21 protein-coding genes are annotated in these 21446 nt (G+C 34.9%); 17 read left to right on the top strand and 4 right to left on the bottom strand.

Annotated elements, in window-relative coordinates; all coding sequences use genetic code 11:
* The first annotated feature begins 7 nt into the window (after nucleotides 1-7).
* The 8 genes from QLS31_RS10185 to QLS31_RS10150 all read left to right on the top strand — a co-directional run bounded on the left by QLS31_RS10185 (nucleotide 8) and on the right by QLS31_RS10150 (nucleotide 7896).
* Nucleotides 8-1222 (top strand): MFS transporter, encoded by a 1215-nt coding sequence (locus QLS31_RS10185; protein WP_282743763.1) that lies wholly within the window; start codon nucleotides 8-10, stop codon nucleotides 1220-1222.
* 43 nt (nucleotides 1223-1265) lie between these two features.
* Nucleotides 1266-1835, top strand: a complete 570-nt coding sequence (locus QLS31_RS10180) for a TlpA disulfide reductase family protein (RefSeq protein WP_282743762.1) — start codon at nucleotides 1266-1268, stop codon at nucleotides 1833-1835.
* Nucleotides 1836-1938: 103 nt separating this feature from the next.
* Nucleotides 1939-2502 (top strand): YeeE/YedE thiosulfate transporter family protein, encoded by a 564-nt coding sequence (locus QLS31_RS10175; RefSeq protein WP_282743783.1) that lies wholly within the window; start codon nucleotides 1939-1941, stop codon nucleotides 2500-2502.
* Between the two features lie 11 nt (nucleotides 2503-2513).
* Complete coding sequence (locus tag QLS31_RS10170) at nucleotides 2514-3011, top strand: DUF6691 family protein (RefSeq protein ID WP_282743761.1); 498 nt, start codon at nucleotides 2514-2516, stop codon at nucleotides 3009-3011.
* A gap of 45 nt (nucleotides 3012-3056) precedes the next feature.
* Nucleotides 3057-4109, top strand: a complete 1053-nt coding sequence (locus QLS31_RS10165; RefSeq protein ID WP_282743760.1) for a c-type cytochrome — start codon at nucleotides 3057-3059, stop codon at nucleotides 4107-4109.
* Nucleotides 4106-4531 carry a DsrE family protein gene (locus QLS31_RS10160; protein ID WP_282743759.1) on the top strand — a complete coding sequence of 142 codons (426 nt, stop codon included), beginning with the start codon at nucleotides 4106-4108 and terminating at the stop codon, nucleotides 4529-4531. The genes QLS31_RS10165 and QLS31_RS10160 overlap by 4 nt, the downstream gene beginning before the upstream one ends.
* Nucleotides 4532-4631: 100 nt before the next feature.
* Nucleotides 4632-6326 (top strand): 5'-nucleotidase C-terminal domain-containing protein, encoded by a 1695-nt coding sequence (locus QLS31_RS10155; protein ID WP_282743758.1) that lies wholly within the window; start codon nucleotides 4632-4634, stop codon nucleotides 6324-6326.
* A 139-nt stretch (nucleotides 6327-6465) separates the two neighbouring features.
* Entirely contained in the window at nucleotides 6466-7896 is a 1431-nt protein-coding gene (locus QLS31_RS10150) for an OprD family outer membrane porin (RefSeq protein WP_282743757.1), read from the top strand.
* Between the two features lie 330 nt (nucleotides 7897-8226).
* Here QLS31_RS10150 and QLS31_RS10145 read toward each other — a convergent pair whose 3' ends face one another.
* Nucleotides 8227-8691 carry a tellurite resistance TerB family protein gene (locus QLS31_RS10145; RefSeq protein WP_282743756.1) on the bottom strand — a complete coding sequence of 155 codons (465 nt, stop codon included), beginning with the start codon at nucleotides 8689-8691 and terminating at the stop codon, nucleotides 8227-8229.
* A 384-nt stretch (nucleotides 8692-9075) separates the two neighbouring features.
* Here QLS31_RS10145 and katG point away from each other — a divergent pair, with 384 nt between their 5' ends.
* Complete coding sequence (katG, locus tag QLS31_RS10140) at nucleotides 9076-11331, top strand: catalase/peroxidase HPI (protein ID WP_282743755.1); 2256 nt, start codon at nucleotides 9076-9078, stop codon at nucleotides 11329-11331.
* A gap of 429 nt (nucleotides 11332-11760) precedes the next feature.
* Here the strand turns inward: katG and QLS31_RS10135 are convergent, their stop codons facing one another.
* Entirely contained in the window at nucleotides 11761-13341 is a 1581-nt protein-coding gene (locus tag QLS31_RS10135; RefSeq protein ID WP_282743754.1) for an NADP-dependent glyceraldehyde-3-phosphate dehydrogenase, read from the bottom strand.
* A gap of 66 nt (nucleotides 13342-13407) precedes the next feature.
* On the bottom strand, nucleotides 13408-13719 hold the full coding sequence (locus tag QLS31_RS10130) for a rhodanese-like domain-containing protein (RefSeq protein WP_282743753.1): 312 nt from the start codon (nucleotides 13717-13719) through the stop codon (nucleotides 13408-13410).
* 165 nt (nucleotides 13720-13884) lie between these two features.
* On the opposite strand from QLS31_RS10130, the gene QLS31_RS10125 reads away from it, so the two are divergent.
* The 8 genes from QLS31_RS10125 (at nucleotide 13885) to QLS31_RS10090 (ending at nucleotide 19274) form a co-directional block, all read left to right on the top strand.
* The gene (locus tag QLS31_RS10125; protein WP_282743752.1) at nucleotides 13885-14022 is read left to right on the top strand and encodes a hypothetical protein; all 138 of its coding nucleotides are present in this window, start codon (nucleotides 13885-13887) and stop codon (nucleotides 14020-14022) included.
* Complete coding sequence (locus tag QLS31_RS10120) at nucleotides 14007-14633, top strand: Crp/Fnr family transcriptional regulator (protein ID WP_282743751.1); 627 nt, start codon at nucleotides 14007-14009, stop codon at nucleotides 14631-14633. Before QLS31_RS10125 ends, QLS31_RS10120 begins: the two co-directional genes overlap by 16 nt.
* A gap of 66 nt (nucleotides 14634-14699) precedes the next feature.
* The gene (locus tag QLS31_RS10115) at nucleotides 14700-15488 is read left to right on the top strand and encodes a sulfite exporter TauE/SafE family protein (protein ID WP_099715792.1); all 789 of its coding nucleotides are present in this window, start codon (nucleotides 14700-14702) and stop codon (nucleotides 15486-15488) included.
* 79 nt (nucleotides 15489-15567) lie between these two features.
* Entirely contained in the window at nucleotides 15568-16983 is a 1416-nt protein-coding gene (locus QLS31_RS10110) for an MBL fold metallo-hydrolase (protein WP_282743750.1), read from the top strand.
* Between the two features lie 49 nt (nucleotides 16984-17032).
* The gene (locus QLS31_RS10105; RefSeq protein ID WP_282743748.1) at nucleotides 17033-17869 is read left to right on the top strand and encodes a methyltransferase; all 837 of its coding nucleotides are present in this window, start codon (nucleotides 17033-17035) and stop codon (nucleotides 17867-17869) included.
* Between the two features lie 25 nt (nucleotides 17870-17894).
* The gene (locus QLS31_RS10100) at nucleotides 17895-18101 is read left to right on the top strand and encodes a hypothetical protein (RefSeq protein ID WP_121341791.1); all 207 of its coding nucleotides are present in this window, start codon (nucleotides 17895-17897) and stop codon (nucleotides 18099-18101) included.
* Nucleotides 18094-18393 (top strand): thioredoxin, encoded by a 300-nt coding sequence (gene trxA / locus QLS31_RS10095; RefSeq protein WP_099715796.1) that lies wholly within the window; start codon nucleotides 18094-18096, stop codon nucleotides 18391-18393. Before QLS31_RS10100 ends, trxA begins: the two co-directional genes overlap by 8 nt.
* A gap of 149 nt (nucleotides 18394-18542) precedes the next feature.
* Nucleotides 18543-19274 (top strand): TIGR00730 family Rossman fold protein, encoded by a 732-nt coding sequence (locus QLS31_RS10090; protein WP_099715797.1) that lies wholly within the window; start codon nucleotides 18543-18545, stop codon nucleotides 19272-19274.
* A 6-nt stretch (nucleotides 19275-19280) separates the two neighbouring features.
* On the opposite strand, the gene QLS31_RS10085 is transcribed toward QLS31_RS10090, so the two are convergent.
* Nucleotides 19281-21425, bottom strand: a complete 2145-nt coding sequence (locus tag QLS31_RS10085; protein WP_282743747.1) for a PAS domain-containing hybrid sensor histidine kinase/response regulator — start codon at nucleotides 21423-21425, stop codon at nucleotides 19281-19283.
* Nucleotides 21426-21446: the final 21 nt, after the last annotated feature.

Raw genomic sequence — 21446 nt, 5'->3', positions numbered from 1 at the left:
GAATACTATGAAACTCGGACTAAAGGAAAATTGGAAACAATTTATCATTTTGGTAATCGTAAATGCTTTTGTTGGCGGGATGATAGGAATGGAAAGAACGATTATTCCAAAATTTGCCGAAATTGAATTTGGTATTGCTTCAAAAACAGCTATTCTTTCCTTTATAACTGCCTTTGGAATTACTAAAGCCATCACCAATTATTTTACGGGTAAGCTTGCAAATCGATTCGGGAGAAAAAATTTACTCCTGTTTGGATGGGCTCTCGCGATTCCGATTCCTTTCATTTTGATATATGCAGAAACATGGAATTGGGTGATTTTTGCCAATATTCTGTTGGGAATTAGTCAAGGACTTACTTGGAGCAGTACGGTGGTGATGAAAATTGATTTGGTTGGAGAAAAAGATCGCGGACTGGCAATGGGACTCAATGAATTTGCCGGTTATTTTGCCGTTGGATTAGTTGCTTTCCTGTCAGGCTATATCGCCCAAAAATATGGCATTACACCCTACCCTTTTTACTTGGGAATTGGAATTTCGATAATTGGTTTTTTATTGACTTTGTTTTTTGTAAAAGATACCAGAGTATTTGTACACCAAGAAAACACCACCAATAAAACAGAAAAATTAGAAAACATTTTTCTGGAAACCACTTTCAAAAACAAAACTTTAAGTGCTGTTACACAAGCTGGATTAGTCAATAATTTGAATGACGGCATGATTTGGGGACTTTTACCTATTGTCTTACTTTCTTTGAATTACGACTCTGAAAACATTGGCGTCATAACAGCTATTTATCCCACCGTTTGGGGTTTTGGACAATTGATAACCGGAAAAATGTCGGATATATATTCGAAGAAAAAGATGCTTTTTTGGGGAATGTTGGTACAGGGAATTGCGATTCTTTTTATTCCTTTCAGTACAGAAATGTATCAATTGGCAACTATTTCAGCTTTATTGGGTTTTGGAACTGCCTTAGTTTATCCTACTTTTTTATCAGCCATTGCACAAGCCACAAATCCAACTCAAAGAGCGGAAAGCATTGGTACATTTAGACTTTGGAGAGATTTAGGTTATGCGATAGGCGCGATTATTTCAGGAATAACCGCTGATTTATTTGGGGTGAATTATGCTATTATATTGATAGGTATTATCACAATTCTATCGTCTGTAATAATCAAAGTTCGTATGCCGAAAGACCATTTGCAAAATAATAAATCCTAAAAAGCATATTTTTTCAGAAAGTAATGCTACAAAAACATAAAAAATGAACTGGAAAACACCTAAAAAATCTACTCTACAAAATATTGCTTTTATCCTATTTATAGCACTGTTGCTGTTTAGTCCTTTGGGCACTTTTGTAAAAATACAATTAAACCGCTTGATTGTTTTTTCACCTAAAACTATTGCAGTAACAGATCAAAAAATGCTGTCCAGTTACCAATGGCAATTAGTTGATGCTTCGGGGCAGCGTGTGACATTAGAAGACTATGAAGGGAAAATGATATTCATTAATTTCTGGGCCACTTGGTGTCCGCCTTGCATTGCCGAAATGCCAAGTATGCAAAAATTATATGCTGATTATCAGGATAAAATTGTCTTTTTGTTTGTGACAACGGATTCTTTTGAAAAAGCGAATGCGTTTATGGTCAAAGAAAATTTAACACTTCCTATCTATCAATCGGTTACAAATCCTCCGTTAGAAATGGAGTCCTCTACAATTCCAGCCACTTATCTTATTGACAAACAAGGAAATGTAATTTTAGCCAAAATTGGTACTGCAAATTGGAATAGTGATTCGTTCCGAGAAAAGTTAGATTATTACATTAGAAAATAAAATCAATGTAATTTTTTAAAATCTTTTTTGTTGTGTGACAAAAGTAACACAACTCCTCATTTATAAGTATAATCTTTGCAGTACTAAATCAACAAATATGGAAATTTTAGAATTTATCAAACAACCTTGGCCTTGGTATATTGCAGGCCCATTAGTTGGACTTACTGTTCCGGCATTATTAATTATTGGAAATAAATCTTTTGGTATCAGCGCCTCATTACGTCACACTTGTGCGATGTGTTTACCGGCAAATATTAAATTTTTCAAATACGATTGGAAAAAAGAAATCTGGAATATGTTTTTCGTCTTCGGAATTTTAATTGGTGGTATTATTGCTTTCAGTTTTTTATCAAATCCAGATCCAATTATTATAAACGACAATCTAAGAACAGAATTAGCGTCGTATGGAGTTACAAATATCAACGGAATGCTACCCGAACAACTGTTCTCGTGGGAAAATTTAATCACACTAAAAGGATTTTTTATGATGGTTATAGGTGGTTTTTTTATTGGTTTCGGTTCTCGTTATGCGGGAGGTTGCACCAGTGGTCACTCTATTTCTGGTTTGTCTAATTTACAATTGCCTTCTTTGATTGCAACGTGTTGCTTCTTCATAGGCGGATTGATTATGGCGAACATCATTTTACCTTTAATCCTTTCACTATAAAATTATTAGCTATGCAAAATAAAGATCAAAATACAGATTTCGAAACTCGTTCCTTAGATACGGTTTGTATCAACGAGAGTCAATTGGAACACAAATGGTATCATAATTTAAAATACTTAGTTATCGGTTTATTGTTTGGAATTGTTTTCATCAAAGCCGAAGTAATCAGCTGGTATCGCATTCAGGAAATGTTCCGTTTTCAATCCTTTCACATGTATGGGATTATAGGCAGTGCTGTTGTGGTGGGAATGATTTCAGTATTTCTTATTAAAAAATTCAATATTAAAACCATTTATGGCGAAAAAATTGAGTTCCACGACAAAACATTCAACAAAGGACAAATTTACGGCGGGCTTATCTTTGGATTGGGTTGGGCTGTAACAGGAGCTTGTCCTGGACCATTGTTTGCACAAATTGGAACAGGTGCTACTGTTATGATTATTACCTTACTATCCGCAGTAGTGGGAACTTGGGTATATGGTTATTTTAGAGATAAACTGCCTCATTAAAAAAATATGAATTCAGAAAAACAAAATATAGTCCAATTTAGGTCGATGATAAAAAGGGTAATTTACCTCTTCATCACTATTATTTCTTTAATAATAGGGTTGTTGCTATTCTTGTTTTTCAATTCATCAATCACCGCTTGGTTTCAAAAAAGTGATGTAAATATTGATTCTCTTTATATCGATGCCGAGAAAAAAGTGATTTTACAAAACGAAATGGTAAAATTCTGGAAACCAGCTGATATCAATTTGATTACTGATTCAACTTTAAAGCAGGAAGTGGAATATGGCAAAGATTTAATTGCACATACCGCTAAATATTTAGGTCCAAATGGTAGTGTGAAGCAAATTACTAATGGTATGAATTGTAACAATTGCCACTTAGATGCGGGCACAAAACCTTGGGGAAATAATTATGGTTCTGTATATTCTATGTATCCAAAAATGAGAGCGCGAAGCGGACAAGTAGAAGACCTTTATAAAAGAGTCAATGATTGCATGGAAAGAAGCTTAAATGGTCAGCCTCTAAAAAGAGACGAAAAAGAGATGAAAGCTATGATTGCGTATATCGAATATATTGGTAGTAATGTCCCTAAAGGCAAAGAAGCTAATGCCTCCGGAATTTATGATTTAGAATATTTAGACAGAGCTGCAGACCCAGCTAAAGGAAAAGCCTTATACGATACCAAATGTGCAAGTTGTCATCAAGTGAATGGTCAAGGAATTTTGGCAGAAGATAAAAAGGAGTATACGTATCCGCCACTTTGGGGCAAAAATTCGTATAATAATGGTGCGGGATTATTTAGAATCAGTCGTTTTGCCGGGTATATAAAATACAATATGCCGCTGGGCGCTACGTATGATAATCCTCAATTATCTGATGAAGAGTCTTGGGATATTGCCGCTTATGTTGAAAATCTTGATAGACCATCAAAAGATTTAAGTCAAGACTGGCCCAATATTTCTAAAAAACCGTTGGATCATCCTTTTGGTCCTTTTTCTGATACCTTTACGGAAGCGCAACATAAATTCGGCCCTTTTAAACCCATAAAAGACGAAAAAAAGAAAAACGAAAAAAACAATCTTAAAACTCAATTATGAAAAACGGGACGCTTTTATTTATTCTTGTATTTAGTATGATTTCAATTGGCGCATTGGCACAAAAAAAGCCGAACAACCATAAAATCGTTTTCCAGTTTACCAATGCTACTGATACTTTGCAACAGAAAGCAATTGTAAACCAGCTGAAAAATATGACTACACATTGGCCAAATGCCAAATACGAAGTCGTCATTCACAGTATGGGTTTGCCATTAGTAATGTCTGCAAAATCAAAACAAATAGAAGCCATAAAAGCGCTACGGGCAAAAGGAGTTCGTTTTTTAGTGTGTGAAAACACCATGAAAAGTCAAAAAGTTACCAAAGACCAATTAATTCCCGAGATAGAATATGTACCGGTTGGAATTGCTGAAATTGTTGAAAAACAAGAGCAAGGCTGGAGTTATATCAAGGGCGGATTCTAAATTAAAATGTAAATTATATTTTGCACAATCCTACACTATTAATTTGGCTGTAGTTTTTCTGTAAAAACTGCTAAAAACTAAACCAACAAACCTAAAAACGATGAGCAATAACCGAAGAGATTTTTTGAAATCAGTGGGGACATTAGGTCTGGGTGCTGCGATTATTTCGCCTATTTCTGCTATTGCAAATACAAATCAGACTGAAGAAATAAACTTGGATGCAGCAATAGATGGTACTAAACCTCAAACGATTTCCATTCTTCAAACCACCGATGTGCATTGTCAGATTCATCCACATGATGAGTTATTCTGGGAAAATGGCAAAGCAGTTTTTAGAAAAACGGGCGGTTATGCCTATATGGCAACATTATTGAAACAGTTAAAAAAGAAAAATACAAATACTTATATCATTGACACGGGTGATATGTTTCAAGGCAGTGAATTAAGCGTAGAAACCACTGGTGAAGCTTTTGTTCCCATTTTAAATGCATTGAATTACGATTTGTACTTACCTGGAAATTGGGAAGTAATTTATGGAAAAAGAAAAATGCAAACGCTGTTAGGTTCTCTTGATGCACCAAAAATTTGTACTAATATGTACCACGATTTAGGCGAAGGAAAACGAGGTGAACTTATTTTTCAACCGTATACGATTTGGCATATTGCTGGAGCAAAAATTGGTTTTTTAGGATACACCGATCCTTTGGTACCGTTGCGACAAAGTCCAAATTACAGCAAAGGAATTTTATATACCAATCCCGAAGAAAATCTGGCGCATTATGTGGATGTGTTACGAAATCAGGAACAATGCAGTTATGTAATTATAATTGCACATCTGGGTTTATCACAGCAAATAGCATTGGCAAACCGACCGGAATGTCAAGGTGTAAACTATATTTTGGGTGGCGACACGCATGAAAGAGTCCGCAAACCTATTGTTTGCAACTATTCTAAAGTGGTGGAACCGGGAGCATTTGGTTCGTTTATTGGAAAATTAGATTTGACCATCCTCAACGGAAAAGTCATTGAAGACAACTATGAATTAATTGAGGTCGATTCTCCAAAAATAAAACCCGATGCCAAAATTGAAAAACTATTAAAAGAAAAAGAATCGGTTTATCAAGAAAAAATCAATCAGGTTATTGGCTATAGCACAATTCCTTTGTACCGCTATTTTGTGGTAGAAAATCCTATTGACACCATGATTTTGAATGCACTAAACTGGAAATTCCCTGAAATAGACATTAATCTTTCTAATGGATTCCGTTTCTGTCCGCCAAAAACAACTCCGGATGAAACCGGAAATATTCCCATCACAAACGGATTTATTTTTGATATGCTTCCCGTGGACAGCACCGTACGAACTGCAAAAGTGACCGGAAAGCAATTGAAAAACTGGTTTGAAAAAGAATTAAATAATGTTTTTGCACAAGACGCTTCAAAACGTTTTGGCGGTTGGGTCGTAAAATTCAAGGGAATGGAAGTACGTTTTAATGCTTTTGCAGAAATGGACAAAAGAGTGCAAAGCATAACCGTAAAAAATACCCCAATAGATTCTGAAAAACTGTATACAATCATGGCATGTGAACGTGATGGCGATCCTGTGGATATGCTTTGCAGAATGAAAGGCGTTTTGGATGCCAAAAATACAACTTCAACCTTGCATACGGTAATGAGAGAATACTTAAAACTAAATTCTCCCGTTACGCCAACACCAGAAAAAAACGCCATGATTCTGGATGCTCCAGAAACCCTTTTAACGCAAGTTACTGGTGTTGATTATATTTTTAGATAATTTTTTAGTCGTAAAGTAAAAAGTCATAAAGCCGAATGTATAAAACATTTGGCTTTATTTTTTTAAGGTAACTGTGATAAAAGTTACTTCCCATTTATATGGATGGGATTATTTTTGTTCAAAATCTAAACGTTCAAAAATGAAAAAGTTTTTCACTATAATTTATATCCTTACTTCCCTCTTCTTTTCTATAAATACTACAGCGCAGCATCAGGAAATTTCGGATAAGCCAACGGTTTGGAAAGAAAAAAGTAATGAAAAAATTGATTCTACCTCGATTTTAAATGCTTTCAAAAATGGAAATTTCAGCGGTCATTTTCGTTATTATTTCATGAATACCAATAATGAAAAGGGCTTATCTGATTATTATGCGAATGCACTTGGCGGAGGCGTAAAGTTTGAAACCGCAAAATTTTATAATTTTCAATTTGGCGTAAGCGGCTATTATATTTTTAATATTGGTTCCTCTGATTTTACTGAAAAAGATCCTGTTACCAATGCTCCCAATCGATATGAAGTAGCACTTTTTGATATCCAAAACCCATCAAAAAAAGACAATTTAAGTCGATTAGAAGAATTATATTTGAAATACAACTATAAAAATTCGGATGTAACACTTGGGAAACAACTCCTAAATACTCCCTTTATTAATCTTCAAGATGGTCGAATGCGTCCTACAGCAGTAAACGGAATTTGGGTAGATTTTAACGAAATCAAAAAGACTACAATCAATTTGGGCTACCTCTACGGAATCTCACCACGAAGCACGCTGAAATATTTTGAAGTGGGAGAATCAATAGGAATCTACCCTACCGGCGTGAATCCGGATGGAACAAAATCTGATTATGCAGGGAATTTACACAGCAACGGAATTTATATTTTTGGTGTGCAAAATGAATCCATACAGCATCTAAAAACACTTTTGTGGAATCAATATGTTGAGAATATATTTAATACTGCTTTGCTCCAAATGGACTATGCCTACCCTTTACATTCAAACTCAAAACTGCTTTTTGGGTTTCAAACCATTTACCAAAACGCCCTGAATTTTGGAGGAAATGAAGATCAAAGTAAAACCTATTTTCAAAAAAATAGCAACTCACAAACTTTTGGAGGAAGGCTCGGTTGGAAAAATAAAACACTGGAATTGACTTTAAATTACAACCGAATTACAGCCAAAGGAAGGTATTTAATGCCCCGAGAATGGGGACGAGATCCTTTTTATACGTTTATGCCAAGAGAACGCAATGAAGGTTTTGGTGATGTAAATGCCCTGATGACCAAATTACAATATACACATCCTAAAAAAACATTCAAATCAAATTTCGCAGTTGGTTATTTTGATTTGCCGGATGTAAAAAACGTTGCATTAAACAAATACGGATTACCGTCTTATGTGCAGACTAATGCTGACATTCGATATAAATTTAAAGGATTTTTAAAAGGTTTTGATGCCCAACTATTGTATGTGCATAAATTCAATGTGGGAGAAACTTACGGCAACAAAAATTATGTTTTCAACAAAACTGACATGAGTACCATCAATTTTATTGTCAATTTTAATTTTTAAAATCCTTTAATCCAAGTGATAAAATTTCATTATCAAATAATTCAGCAGTAGATACAACAACGTTCCTACCACAGCAAATGTGATGACACAGCTAATCAGGTTAAGCACAATATTAGGAATAAACTTCAATCGGGGATGTGTAATTAAGGGTTCCCGATGCAGTCTTTCGTGAAAGTTTTCCTTTGCTATTTTGAGTTTCTTTTTGATAGCCCTTGCGTTTTAAAGACAATAGCGATGAATGGTCACTATTGATTTTGGTTTCCTATTTTGAATACTCTAAATTACGTAATATTTTTAAGATAAAGAGGTTATAGAATAGATTTAATCTGCTTAGGTATTGACTATTTCAGAATTGCCTTTTATATTCCCTTTGTTTTTCAAGAAAATCACTTCAATTATTTTACTGGTCATATCAGCATCAATTTTGAGTCGATTTGATAAAACTTCAATTAGGTTTTTTTCTTCTTTTTCCAATGTTCCGTCAGCCAGTAACACTTCTAATGCAAGAGCAAATACAGTTTCTTTATCTTCTTCTTTAATTAGTTCACAACAAGCAGAAATGTATTTTAATTGCCCCAGTTCCATTCTTAAATTGAATGATTTTGCATAAAGTGGTGCCATATCGATTCCGATAAATTTTTGTTTCGAATGCAATACTCTTGATAACGATGCTGTTTCCGAATCCGTAATTTGATTATCGGCAGAAATACAAGAATATAAAATTCCAACCCAAGCTTCAAACTCTGAGGTTACTGGATTTTGGTCACTATTATTTTTATCTTCAAATGAATTCATATTTTTATTTTTTTCTAAAGTTACTGTTTACCTTCCAACACATTGCTTGAGTTTGGGAATAAATTACCATTTATTTTTTAGGTATCAGTAAATTTTCAACTAGAGGACCACTTGTACAAGAAACCAATTCCTAATTTTTATAAGACAAAATACAACCATATCAAAAATAATAAAAGTTAAGGAGAACGATTCTCACTAATTTATGAATTTAATACTGGCTTAATAATATCCTGATGAACTGATGTTCATTTAATTAAACATTTTTAGTAAATTTATCAATCACTAACACCATTTGTAACTATAGTTTTTATCTATTGAAAATAAAATTAGGTACGGATAGTTTTTGGTAAATTCGCTTTAAGTAAATAAAAAATCAATCATACTATGGAAAATAACACAAACCCGAGCTCAACATCCTACGACGCCAACGGAGAAAGTAAATGCCCGTTTTCTGGAGGAGTTGCTCCAAAACAAGGTTCCGGTTCAGGAACTAGTAACCGTGACTGGTGGCCAAATCAATTGAAATTGAACATTCTGCGCCAAAACTCCTCTCTATCCAATCCTATGGGAGAAGCTTTTAATTACGCTGAGGAATTTAAGTCTCTGGATTTAGAAGCTTTAAAAAAAGACATTATGGATGTCATTACCACCTCTCAGGATTGGTGGCCTGCTGATTACGGCAGCTATGGTCCGTTCTTCATTAGAATGGCTTGGCACAGTGCAGGAACGTATCGTATTGCAGATGGTCGTGGTGGTGCTGGTTTCGGAACACAGCGTTTTGCGCCACTAAACAGCTGGCCGGATAATGCTAATCTGGACAAAGCTCGTTTGTTATTATGGCCAATCAAACAAAAATATGGCAAGAAAATTTCTTGGGCAGATTTAATGATTCTTACAGGTAACTGCGCACTTGAGTCGGCTGGTTTTGAGACCTTTGGTTTCGCTGGTGGACGTGCCGATGTTTGGGAACCACAAGAAGATATTTACTGGGGTTCTGAAAAAGAATGGTTAGCACTTAGTAACACTCCAAATAGCCGTTACTCAGGTGATCGTGATTTAGAAAATCCTCTAGCTGCTGTGCAAATGGGGCTTATTTATGTAAATCCTGAAGGTCCTGACGGTAATCCTGATCCGCTATTAGCAGCTCGTGATATTCGCGAAACATTTGCCCGTATGGCGATGAATGATGAAGAAACTGTAGCTCTTATTGCTGGTGGACATACCTTGGGGAAAACCCATGGTGCTGCTGATCCAAATAAATACGTGGGACCTGAACCAGCAGGAGCGTCTATTGAAGAGCAAGGCTTAGGTTGGAAAAATACCTATGGTACTGGGAATGCAGGTGATACAATTACCAGCGGTCTGGAAGGTGCTTGGACGACAACCCCAATAAAATGGAGTAATAATTACTTTGAAAACCTGTTCGGGTTTGAATGGGAATTGACAAAAAGCCCGGCCGGAGCACATCAATGGAAACCAAAAGGTGATGCAGGAGCAGGTACAGTTCCAGATGCTCACGACCCTTCAAAAACCCATCAACCTTTTATGTTGACTACCGACTTATCATTACGAGTTGACCCAATATACGAGAAAATTTCAAGACACTTTTTTGAAAATCCAGCCGAATTCAATGACGCATTTGCAAGAGCTTGGTTCAAGCTAACGCATAGAGATATGGGACCAAAAGCGCGCTATTTGGGACCCGAAGTTCCTGCTGAAGAATTAATTTGGCAAGACCCGGTTCCTGCTGTTACGCATCCATTAATTGATGACCAAGACATTGCTACGCTTAAAGCTAAGATTCTGGCTTCAGAATTGTCTGTATCTGAATTGGTAACTACTGCTTGGGCATCAGCATCTACTTTCCGTGGCTCTGATAAACGTGGTGGTGCTAACGGTGCCCGTATTCGTTTAGAACCTCAAAAAGATTGGAAAGTAAACAATCCGTCTCAATTGGAAAAAGTGCTTAACAAACTTGAAAATATCAAAAATGAGTTCAACAGCACACAATCTGGTGGAAAACAAGTTTCAATTGCTGACTTGATCGTATTAGGTGGTAGCGCAGGAATTGAAAAAGTAGCTGCAAATGCAGGACATTATGTAACCGTTCCTTTTTCTCCAGGAAGAACAGATGCTTCACAAGAACAAACAGATTTAGAATCATTTGCAGTTCTGGAGCCTCAAGCAGATGGATTCCGTAATTATGTTAAAACAAAATATACGGTTTCTGCAGAGGAAATGTTGGTTGACAAAGCTCAATTATTGAACTTGACAACACCAGAAATGACAGTTCTTGTTGGTGGTATGCGTGTGCTAAATACTAACTTTGATCAATCACAAAACGGTGTTTTCACAAAACGTCCTGAGACTCTAACTAATGATTTCTTTGTGAATTTACTTGATTTAGGTACTACATGGAAAGCAGTTTCAGAATCTGATGATGCCTTTGTAGGAAGTGATCGTATGGCAGGCGGATTAAAGTGGATTGGAACTCGTGTGGATCTTATTTTTGGTTCTAACTCAGAGTTAAGAGCCCTTGCCGAAGTGTATGGTTATCGCGATGCTCAAGAAAAGTTTGTAAAAGACTTTATCGCAGCTTGGACTAAAGTGATGAACTTAGACCGTTTCGACTTAGTTTAATATTAGAATTTATAATTTGTTTGAAAAAGTGGTCTGGAAACGGATCACCTTTTTTGTTTCAAAGTTTGATTTGCAGACTGATTATACCTAAATAAAACTTGTTCATTAATCTTAAAAAAGATTCTAGATTCTGTATTACCAGCCATAAAGTGGCACTAATCCCTCCTTTTTGGATGGCTTCGTGCCATTAAATGACTTCTGCTAATGTGATAGATAACTAACCATAAATTAATCTATATAAACAAATCTAAATGATTTCATTTTCAATGTTTTACGGTTTCCCGTAAAGCATTGAAAATTTATAATTATTTAAAAATACTTAGACGTATTACATAATTTTTTGAGAATAAAAATCTTATAGGCAAACTCAATCCCATAAAAAAGCCGTCACGAAAAACGAGACGGCTTTAGTTTTTAATTAAAAAGAGATTACAAAATATAATCGGTATTAATGAAATTAGATTCTTTACTGCTCAATAATTCCTGTAAAATAGCATTGTTATACTCATTGTCTTTAGATGCTACAAAGGTTCTAATCGAGAACGAACGCAAGGCATCGTGAATACTCAATGTTCCTACAGCAGAGTCTTTTCGTCCTGTAAAAGGGAAAACATCCGGTCCTCTTTGGCAAGAACTGTTCAAGTTTACTCTACACACTAAATTTACCAAAGCATCAATAAGCGGTGCAATCGTTTTGATGTCTTTTCCAAACAAACTCACTTGTTGCCCGTAATTTGATTCGGCCATATCGTTCAAAGGCTCTTGAATGTCTTTGAAAGAAATAATAGGTACAACTGGACCAAATTGTTCTTCGTGATACACGCGCATTTCTTTATTTATAGGAAATAAAACCGCTGGAAATATATAATTAGAAGAATGCTTCCCTCCTTTTTCATTGATTATTGCAGCACCTTTACTGGTAGCATCATCAATCAATTCCTGAATATAAGCAGGTTTTTCTTTTTCAGGTAAAGGTGTCAAAAACACGGATGCATCCCACGGATTTCCAAAAACCAGCGCATCAACTTTGGCAACAAAACGTTTGTTGAACTCATCAGCAATAGACTCATGCACATACAACACTTTCAAAGCTGTACAACGCTGTCCATTGAACGATAAAGAGCCCGCAATACATTCTTGGATAGCCAAATCTAAATCGGCATCCGGAAGGATTATCGCAGGATTTTTTGCCTCCAAACCTAAAATCAAACGCAATCTGTTTTTATTCGGATGTTGGTCTTGTAATGCAATCGCTGATTTACTGTTTCCTATCAAAGCCAAAATATCTACTTTTCCGGATTTCATTATTGGCGAAGCCACTTCACGTCCGCGACCGTACACAATATTGATGGCTCCTTTTGGAAAACTGCTTCTGAAAGCTTCCAATAAAGGAGAAATTAATAAAACTCCATGTTTAGCAGGTTTAAAAATTACCGGATTTCCCATAATCAATGCAGGAATCAGCAACGAAAAAGTCTCATTCAACGGATAATTGTATGGTCCTAGACATAAAACAACACCAAGCGGTCCTCTGCGAACCATGGCATTTATTCCTTGTACTTTAGAAAAATGAGCGCTACGACTATTTAATTCTTTTAAACTGTCGATTGTATCGTAGATATATTCTACGGTTCTATCAAATTCTTTTTCAGAATCACCCAATGATTTTCCAATTTCCCACATCAATAATTTAACAACTTCTTTACGGGTTGTTTTCATTTGAGTAACAAAATTTTCCATGCATTTGATACGATCCGCAACTTTCATGGTAGGCCATAATCCTTGACCGTTATTATAGGCCGCACTAGCCGCATTAACTGCTTCCAGCGCTTCAGCTTCTCCCATAAACGGGATTGACCCTAAAATAGTTGGGCCGTATTCTTCGGTGGATGAAATTGTTGAAAAAACCGGAGTGGTCTGACCGGTCCATTTTTTTAATTCTCCGTCAACTAAATACGTATCTTGATTTAATAAAGTGCTAATTTGAAATTCTTCTGGTATTACATTCATACTAAAGTATTTTATGTTTTTAATTTAAATTTTAAATAAACAAAGAGGCACTGGCCTCTTTGCGTTTTATGGAGCAACTACTTCTCCATCCCATTCTATAATGCCTCCAACTAAGTTATATGCATTTTCAAAGCCCAGCTCATTCATTATTTCACAGGCTTTTGCACTTCTCATTCCGGAGCGACAATACACATAATAGTTTTTTGTTTTGTCTAACGCTTCAATTTCAGAGTTAAAACCTTGTCCCAAATGAATATCAATATTAATGGCATTGGCTATAATTCCTTCGTTAAATTCGGCTTCAGTTCTCACGTCTAAAATTACTGCGTTTTCGTCAGTTTCAAATTGAGAAACCCAATCTTCTTGTGTTAAATTCATAGTGATGTTTTTTGTAAAAATACAAAGATTTTAGCTAACAATAAACGCACGATTTGTTAATTGGATAATATTCATAAGAAAACGTTTTCGCAAAACATTAACTATCAAGAAACTATAAAATCAGCAAGTATTTTTACGAAAAATAGCCTATTAAATCCATAGGAAATGTATAAACAATATAGCGCCAATCAAGGACTAGCCATTTTCTTTAACACCAAAAATTACCATCCTTTTTTGAGTTTTTTAGATTACTTTTACAATACAAACGATAGAAAAAAAGACCAAAAATGCTTGATTCCGTAAAAAAAAATTTTCCTTCATTTTCTAATGAATTAGTGAAAGAAATAGAAGCCAATGCTACTATTCATTCCTATCAAACAGGTGATATTATTATACGAACTGGGCAGTATATCAAAAACACGGTTTTAGTAATCAGCGGGAAAATAAAGATTTACCGCGAAGATGAAAATGGCGGTGAATTTTTCATGTATTATTTGCAACCCGGACAAGCTTGTGCCATTTCTATGATTTGTGCCACCAAGAACGAAAAAAGCCAAATAATGGCTAAAGTTGTTGAGGATGTTGAATTAATCATGGTTCCACTTCCATTAATGGATAAGTGGATGATGCAGCACCGCAGTTGGTATGAATTTGCGATTGGTTCTTATCGCAGTCGTTTTGAAGAAGTCTTGGAAGTGATTGACAGTATTGCATTCAGGGCAATGGACGAGCGTTTGGAATTTTATTTAAAACGCCATGCTGATGCTTGTGGCTGCAAGGAATTGAAACTGTCCCATCAGGAAATCGCATCTGAACTCAATACATCAAGAGAAGTAATTTCCCGTTTGTTGAAAAAAATGGAACAACGCGGTATTGTTTCCTTACACCGCAATAACATTGAACTTTTAAAATAAAATTAGCTCAATAAAATCCATTCTTTTAAACAAAATGGATAGAAATATTATTTCAAAAAATTTAAGATGGAATATTTAGGCTATTTTGCTTCAATTATTATTGGACTTTCATTAGGATTAATTGGAGGCGGAGGATCTATACTTACTATTCCTATTCTGGTTTATCTCTTTAAAATAGATCCTGAAACTGCTACCAGTTATTCTCTATTTATTGTGGGCATCACGGCTTTATTTGGATGTATCAGCCACTATAAAATGGGAAATCTTAAAATTAAATCGGCATTATATTTTGCCATTCCTTCCGTTTTTTCTATCCTGATCATTCGAGAAGTCATTTTCCCAAAAATAGCGGCAACAATTTTCTCCATTGCTTCCTACCAAGTATCAAAAAATTTCCTGATAATGATTGTTTTTTCAGTACTCATGATAGCTGCGGCAATAGCTATGATACGCAAAACAAAAACGGTGATAAGTCCTCCAAAAACAAATTATACACAGTTGGGACTAATTGGATTTTTAATTGGAATTGTAACCGGATTTTTAGGAGCCGGAGGCGGGTTTTTAATCATCCCAGCCTTATTATTTTTTGCTAATTTACCAATGAAACAAGCCGTTGGCACTTCATTATTGATTATCTTTATAAACTCAAGTATCGGTTTTGGAGGTGATTTATATATTGGTACTCCTATAGATTATTCGTTTTTACTGATGATTTCAAGTATGGCATTTATAGGAATGATTATTGGCATCAAGCTTTCAAAAAAAATAGATGGAACTAAACTAAAACCAATCTTTGGTTGGTTTGTACTAGTAATGGGAATTTATATTATTATCAAAGAATTTTTCTTCAATTAAAAAATGGAATGTAACAATTGTCACTGTTTATCCTAAAAAACAGAAGTACATTTGTACTGTAAAATTAAAAAACGCAATCATGCAAATAGAACAAATATATACAGGATGTTTAGCCCAAGGTGCTTACTATATAACCTCAAATGGCGAAGCGGCAATTATTGACCCGTTACGTGAAACCCAACCTTATCTGGACCGATTGGAGAGAGATGGTGTAAAATTAAAATACATTTTCGAAACCCATTTCCACGCTGATTTTGTTTCCGGTCACGTTGATTTGAGCAGAGAAACCGGCGCTCCAATTGTTTATGGTCCAAATGCAACTTGTGAATTTGAATGTATTTCTGCTAAAGACGGACAGGAATTCTCCATTGGAAACATCAAAATAAAAGTATTACACACTCCTGGACATACGATGGAAAGCTCCACTTTTTTATTGATTGACGAAAACGGAAAAGACCATGCCATTTTCTCCGGAGACACTTTGTTTATTGGAGATGTGGGAAGACCGGATTTAGCACAAAAAGCGGCACACATGACTCAAGAGCAATTAGCGGGTATTTTATTTCATTCCTTAAGAGATAAAGTAATGACTTTGGCAGATGATGTCATTGTGTATCCGGCTCACGGTGCAGGAAGTGCCTGCGGAAAAAATATGAGTAAGGAAACTGTATCAACCATTGGCGACCAAAAAGCTACGAATTATGCGTTGCGAGCCAATATGACTGAAGCCGAATTTATACAAGAAGTAACTGAGGGTTTATTACCTCCTCCAGCCTATTTTGGAATGAATGTGGCGATGAATAAAAAAGGATATGACAGTTTTGAAAACGTATTGCATTTAGGAATGCGCGCGTTATCTGTAGTAGAATTTGAAGTGGCTGCCGAAGAAACCGGAGCCTTAATTCTAGATACTCGAAAAAACGGTGAATTTGCCAAAGGATTTATTCCTCAATCGATAAACATTGGAATTGATGGGGATTTCGCTCCTTGGGTTGGTGCTTTAATTGCCGATGTAAAACAACCTATTTTAATTGTTTGCGAACTGGGTCAAGAGGAAGAAACCGTTACGCGCTTAAGCCGTGTAGGTTTTGATAAGCTGATTGGTTATCTTGATGGTGGTTTTAATGCTTGGGCAAAAGCCGGAAAAGAAGTTGATACCGTAAATAGAATCACAGCCGAACAATTTGCTGCAGCTGTGAAAATCGGCGAAAGCAACGTAATCGATATCCGTAAAGAAAGTGAATATTGTGCCGAGCATGTTGAAGAAGCTTACAGCAAGCCTTTAGCGGCAATAAATGAATGGATAAAAGATATAAATCCAAAAGAACATTTTTATTTGCATTGTGCAGGCGGATACCGCAGTATGATTGCAGCCTCGATACTGGAAGCTCGCGGATTTAGAAATTTTACAGAAATTGAAGGTGGCTTTAATGCTATTGCAAAAACGACTGTTCCAAAAACCGATTTTGTTTGCCAAAGTAAAGTTTTGAAATAAAAGTAATTTCAATAACAATAGTAATAGCATTTTCAAAAAAAATGAAATTATGGAAGATATAAAATGTTGTGTAGTTTCCTGCGATAAACCGCTAGACGCATCTTATTGGGAATCGCAATACGAAGCCAAAACTACCGGTTGGGATTTAGGCAAAGTATCGCCGCCCATACAAACATATGTAGATACGATTGCCCATAAAAATTGCAGTATTTTGATTCCCGGTTGTGGCAACAGTTATGAAGCCGAATATCTTTTGGAACAAGGTTTTACAAACCTAACCGTTATAGATATTGCGCCAACACCTGTGGCAGTTTTAAAAGAAAAGTTCAAAAACAATCCTAATATTCAAATCATACTGGGTGATTTCTTTGAACATAAAGGGAACTATGATTTGGTTCTTGAGCAAACTTTTTTCTGTGCTTTGCCTCCAACAATGCGTCAAAAATACGTTTGGAAAATGCATCAACTTTTGGCTGATGAAGGAATTTTAGCGGGATTATTGTTCAATAGAATGTTTGAATCTGGTCCTCCTTTTGGCGGAAGCAAAGAAGAATATGAACTGCTTTTTACAGCCGCTTTTGACTTTTTGAAAATGGATGTTTCTGAAAATTCAATTGCACCAAGAGCAAATTCCGAATTGTTTTTCGAATTAAAAAAGAACAATCAGGTTGTTGTGAATTTATATGAATTTGATGGAATTACGTGCAGCGACTGTATGGAAACCATCACAAAAAAATTGGCAGGAATTGACTGTGTATTAAATGTAAGCATCAGCAGTAACTTTGCTGAAGTATTAATTGTCAGTAAAAATGAAATTGCAATCGAAGTATTGCAAGACGTTATTTCTTATGATGAGAAGTATAAAATCAAAAAAATAAATCCGTAAAACTAAATTCTTTTTTTCAAAAAAAATGAAAGCATTAATATTTACAAATTGGCATCTTATGCGCTGGGTTCGTCTGGTGTTTGCCTTATTTTTATTCGCTCAAGCCTATATTTTAAAAGAGTGGATGTTCATTGGTTTTGGACTATTTTTCTTCATTCAGGTCATTTTTAATTTGGGTTGTGGCTCTAATGGTTGTACTATTCCTAACAATAAATACAATAAAGATGAATAATTTCGCTACGATTATCAATTCAGACAAACCGGTCTTAGTAGACTTTTTTGCCACATGGTGCGGACCTTGCAAAATGCTCAGTCCCATTTTAAGAGAAGTAAAAGACAGCTTAGGTGATAATGTTTCCATCATCAAAATTGATGTGGACAAAAACCAGCAAATTTCAAGTCAGTATCAGGTTAGAGGCGTTCCAACGATGATTTTATTCCAAAACGGAAAACAATTATGGAGACAATCCGGTGTAGTATCCAAAGAGGAAATCATCAAAACTATTTTGGAAAAAAAGCAATAAATAACCCAAAGCATTTGCAACTTAGCAGTTACTTTTGGAAGTAATTATTGAACTTTTGGCAACGAATTCTTTTTTCGAAAAAAGTGTCATCTAAGTTTTGTTTTATACTTTCAGAATTTAATTGTTATTTTTCCTAACTTGGGCTCACTATGGAAAAACCGCGCCAATATAGACTTTCAAAATCTGAATCTTTATTTGTAAGAGGACCTTTGACACGATTAAAAAATCTTTTTTTTACTTTCAAAGTCCAATACAACTTCATTAGAGCTTTTCAAAAAATGCATTTTATTGGTCCTTGTGTTACCGTTTTTGGCTCTGCCAGATTTGGTCCGGAAACAGAACATTACAAAAGTGCTGAAAAAATTGGTGCTGAAATTGCCAAATTAGGATTTACGGTAATGACAGGTGGCGGTCCAGGAGTTATGGAAGCGGCAAATAAAGGAGCGTATGAAGCAGGAGGTTATTCTGTGGGGTCAAATATTGTGCTTCCTATTGAACAAAAGCCAAATCCTTATTTGCACAAATGGATTTACATTCCATACTTTTTTGTGAGGAAAGTTATTTTAATAAAATATTCCTATGCATTCGTTGTTATGCCAGGAGGAATAGGCACGCTCGACGAATTATTTGAAGCACTGACACTGATTCAAAATAAAATAATTAATAATTTCCCTATAGTAATTTTTGATACTGAATATCATAAAGAGTTATACCATCACATTCAAGTTATGTCACAAAATGAGAGCATCAGTCCTGAGGATATGAGCCTTTTATTTGTAACGGACTCTGTTGAGGAATTGATTGAACATCTTAAAAAACATGCTATCAAAAAATTTGGTTTAAAAAAACAGGAGTACAAACCTCAACGGTGGTTTGGATAAAAGACTTTAATTTTTTAACCATTTAAAAAGCACCTTTTCTAAGTTGGATCGTATAATGGGTTTCGAAACATAATCATCCATTCCTGATTCTAAACACTTTTCCTTTTCACCCAGCATTATTCCTGCAGTTAAGGCAATTATGGGAATATTATTGTATTTCTTTAGCTGTTTAATTTCGGCAGTAGTTTCATAACCATTTTTATGTGGCATTTGAATGTCCATTAAAATTAAATCCAGTTTCTCTTTTTTATACAATTTAATGGCTTTTTTACCATCAGAAGCTTCTAATACTGTGCTTCCCGGAAGTATTGATTTAAGTAATGTTTTTACCAAAAGCATGTTGATTTTATTATCCTCGACAACTAATATTTTCTTGTTTGATAAATTTTTGATTGAAGGAATTTCTTCACCTACCTCAACACTATCATCAAAATCATTTGAATCATTTTTATGATTTGATTTTTCTAATTGAACAGTGAAGAAAAACTCACTTCCTTCGCCAAAATGACTATTCAGTTCTAACTTACTGTTCATTAGAGCTAAAAGCTGGTTTGTAATAGCCAATCCTAAACCTGTTCCTCCAAATTTTCGCGTAATTGTATTATCTTCCTGTATGAAGGATTGGAATATTTTTTCATGATTTTCATCTTTTATTCCAATACCAGTATCCTTAACCAAAAATTTCAAATGACATTGATTTTCATTTTCTGAAAAAACTGCAGTAACATTTAACGCAACAGAACCTTCTTTTGTAAATTTCATCGCATTGCCAATTAAATTCACTAGAATCTGTTTCAATCGAACAGAATCAACTAGAACATAATTGGGCACCGTAGCATCAATATTTACTATTAAATCTATGTTGTTTATTTCTGCTTGGTATTTGAAAATATCGATTACATGATGAATCAGGTCAAAAAGATTAACCTCTTCAACATTCAATTCTAATTTACCGGATTCAATTTTTGAAAAATCTAAAATATTATTGATAATCTCAATTAATATTATAGCTGATTCATGAACCGTATTCATATATTCGGTCTGATTTTTATCCAGATTTGTTTTCATCAACAAATCCGTAAAACCAATGATTCCGTTCAATGGAGTCCTAATTTCGTGACTCATATTAGTCAAAAAACTGGATTTTGCCTTATTCGCCGCTTCGGCTTGATCTCTGGCTTTAATCAATTCAATTTCTAATTTTTTTAGCTCCGTAATTTCAATAAAACTAATCACAACTTCAGCTATTTCCCCTAAATTATTAAACACGGGAAAACCATTTATCAAAAGCCATTGAATGGAATCCTTCTCGTTTTTTTTAATTCCAATAATAAAATTCTTTATGAGTTTTTTGGTATTCAGAATTTCGTTTACCGGATAATTCTCCTGAGTCAAAGGCTTGTTATCTACTTTTATGAATTCCCACTCAGGATTAAAAATCTGTTTCCCATTCATCTGATCTTTGTCTAACCCTATCAATTCAGAAGCTTTAGGATTAGAAAAAATTATCGAATTGTCTTTATCATGCAAGATAATCCCAACATCAAGATTGTTTAATAATTCTCTGTAGCGTTTTTCGCTTTCTCTCAGAGCACATTCTGTCAATTTGAGTTGTGTAATATCTACAGCAGTAATTAGAGCTTCATTTCTATTTTCAAAAAGCACTGCTGTTAGGTAAACATTTATAGTAAAATTGCTTTCTAAAAACAGCTTTACTTCACAACATTCTTTTCTATTGCTATGGAAAACATTGCTTAAGAATTCATTGAAGATTGGCTTTGTATCATCTGAAATGAAAAAACCAAATTGACTATTTATTAATTTTGATCTGTCTTTTTGTAATAATTGGGAACCGGTAAGATTGAGTTGTGTTATTTTTCCTGAATTTGTTAGTGTAAAATAACCTGAGGGAGCAAAATCATACAATTCAGTATATTTTTGCATAGCCATTTCGGCTTCTTCTTTCGCAAGAATCAGTTCTTCCTTTTGCATCTCCAATTCTATCTGATGAACTTCTAATTCATGGATCAGTTTTAATGTTTCCACTTCTGAAAGTTTAGAATCAGTTAATGAATCTTTTTGTTGTTGCAATTCCTCTGCTTTCTGTCTCAGGATTATTTGAGCTTCTGATTTATTTCTAATATTTTCCATGAGTACTACTTTTTAAAAATA

The sequence above is a fragment of the Flavobacterium sp. XS2P24 genome (genome assembly GCF_030010285.1).
Lineage (GTDB): Bacteria > Bacteroidota > Bacteroidia > Flavobacteriales > Flavobacteriaceae > Flavobacterium > Flavobacterium algoritolerans.
Note: the sequence above shows the minus strand (reverse complement) of the source record. Positions and strands in the feature narration are given on the sequence as shown.